Origin of the sequence: Pseudomonas sp., from assembly GCF_050739995.1 — a bacterium.
Classification (GTDB): Bacteria; Pseudomonadota; Gammaproteobacteria; order Pseudomonadales; family Pseudomonadaceae; genus Aquipseudomonas.
Map to the genome: position 1 here is coordinate 1 of NZ_JBOICG010000580.1, position 2,565 is coordinate 2,565.

The window sequence follows — 2,565 nt, forward strand, 5'->3', positions numbered from 1 at the left end:
CGACGCAATGTGTTGGCTGATGGCGGGCCAATCCATTGCAGTGGTTGCGGGTAGCACATTGGCCAGTTGATGGCTGATCCCGAGCAACAGCACCAGACCCATCAGCGCGATATTCAGCGCTAGCGTAATCAACCGTGCGCTGAGGTCGATGCCCGACGCCATGCCTGCACGGTCGGCCGAGACCGAGCCGGTGGTGGTGTTGGTGGTCGGTGAGTTAGTCAGTGCCAACCCCACGCCCGCGATCACGCAACTGAATAGCACCAGCACGATGCTCGGCTGTTGCACGGCATTGACGACGGCCATGGCGATGAAACCAGCGCCCATTGAACCCAGGCCCACGGGGATGATGCGCTCGGCGCCATAGCGCAGGGCCAGGCGTTCGGCCAGTGGCGGGACCAGCAAAGTGGGCAAGGTGTAAGCGAGCAAGGCACCGCCGGTGGTCAGGGTGTCGTAGCCCAGGCCCGCCTGGAAGTAGAGCGGCAGGTAGATCATGAACGGCCAGAAGCTGAAGTTCATGCCGACCGAGCCCATCAGTGCCCCATTGAAACGCCGGATACGGAACACCGAGAAATCGAACATCGGGTGGGCACTGCGTTGCTCGATAACGATGAACAGTAGTAACCCGACCAGGGACAAAACCGCCCAGCCGAGCATGGCTGGTGTGCCGAAGCCGTGCTCGCTGCCCTGCGTAATGAAGTACACCAGCGCGAACACCGACAGCGTCAAGGTAAGCATGCCGGCAATATCGAGGCGATGGCCGGCCGGGTCGCGGGACTCCTGCACGCTGACCCGCAGCAACACCAAGGTCAGCAAGGTGAGTGGTACATGCACCAAGAACACCCAGCGCCAATCCGCCACCGCCAGGATCAACGCCCCGACCATCGGCCCGAAGCCCAGGCCCACACCGGCAATTACACCCCATACCGCGAACGCTCGTGCACGCGCTGCCGGTTCCCGGAACTGGTGCGACAGTATCGCGAACTGGCAGATCATCATCGCCCCGGCGCCCACGCCCTGAACGAAGCGCGCCACGATCAACGTAGGCGCCGTGTCGGCCAGCCCACAGGCCAGCGAGGCCAGGCCAAACAGCCACAAACACAACACCAGCATGCGCCGTCGGCCAAAACGATCAGCCAGCGTGCCCGCTGCCATCAGCACACTGGTGCAGGCCAGAGTGTAGGCGTTCATGATCCATTGGGCATCCTGGAAGCCGGTGCCCAGTTGCTGTTCGAGGGTGGGCAGGATGACCGGCACGCTGGAGATTTCCAGGCCGAACATCAGGGCAACGAGGCACACGGCGGTGAGCGCGAGGCCATCTCTGGCGGTACGCAGGGCGCTGACGGCCGATACAGCGGTGGCGGGCGGCATGGGATGTTCCTTTCGGTTGAATGAGGGTTTTATTCTCACGGGAACATGATTCGTTATTCGTGATAAGTTTTCCGCTGATAGGGGAATCAAGAGCGACAATTGAGCCATGGCCACTCCACGTTTTGACGGCGTTGAACTGTTTTTGCAAATCGTCGAAAGCGGCAACCTGACCGAAGCCGCCGAGCGCCTGAACCTCACGCGCTCCGCCGTGGGCAAGGGGTTGGCGCGATTGGAAGCGCGCTTGGGCACCTGCTTGTTGCAGCGCTCCACCCGCCGTCAGCGCTTGACCGAAGATGGGCAGGCCTATTACGAACATTGCCTGCGCGCACTGGCCGAGCTGGAAGCCGCCGAGTCGGTGCTTGAAAGTGGCAGGCAGCAGCCACGCGGGCGTTTACGGGCAAGCTTGCCTTTGGCGTTCGGCCACCACTACGCGGCGCCAGCCTTGTGGGGCTTGATGGACCGTTATCCGGAATTGGAGGTCGAGATTTCATTCTCGGACCGGTTGACGGACTTGGTGCAGGAAGGCTTCGACATCGCCGTACGCATCGGCCCGCTGCCGGACTCCGACCGCCTGAGCGCGCGTCGCCTGGGCGAACAATCGGTAGGTTTGGCCGCTTCACCGGCCTACTTGCAGCGTGTCGGGAAGATTGAGTGCCTCGATGACCTCGTCGGTCACCGAGGCATTGCCTACCGTTGCAATATGTCCCAGCGCTCGGGTGTGACATCGCCGTTGATGCTCGACGACCTCCAGGCGGTGGCCGATGCCGCGATTGCGGGCGTCGGTCTGGCCTGGTTGCCGAGCTGGTTGATTGCGCATTACGTGCTGCGTGGGCAACTGGAGGCGGTGCTGCCAGGCCACCGCGACCAACCGGCGCCGATCCATGTGATCTGGCCGACGGCACCGCATATGCCAGCCAAGGTACGCTGCGCCATCGATGCCCTGGTGGCTGGCACGCCCAGTTGCCTGGCAGGCAGTTGAACCCTTTTCGACAAAACCGACCTCTGTGAGAGCTGCCGAGCTTCAGCGAGGCTGCGAAGGCGGCGGCACAGGCTAACTATTCATCGGCCGTACCGCCGCTTTCGCAGGCAAGCCAGCTCCCACATTTGATCTCTGTCGCTGGCGAACACGCGCCAGGACACGATGTTCCCCAAACACCGCCAATCTCCTGTGGGAGCTGTCGAGCTTTAGCGAGGCTG

General features: G+C 62.6%; 2 protein-coding genes. One reads left to right on the top strand and one right to left on the bottom strand.

What is annotated here, in order from left to right:
* A partial coding sequence (locus ACRESD_RS19330; protein ID WP_431752370.1) for an MFS transporter occupies positions 1-1,368 on the bottom strand: 1,368 nt, incomplete at its 3' end.
* 106 nt (positions 1,369-1,474) lie between these two features.
* Between ACRESD_RS19330 and ACRESD_RS19335 the strand changes: the two genes are divergently transcribed.
* On the top strand, positions 1,475-2,347 hold the full coding sequence (locus ACRESD_RS19335) for a LysR family transcriptional regulator (RefSeq protein WP_431752371.1): 873 nt from the start codon (positions 1,475-1,477) through the stop codon (positions 2,345-2,347).
* The last annotated feature ends 218 nt before the right edge of the window (positions 2,348-2,565 follow it).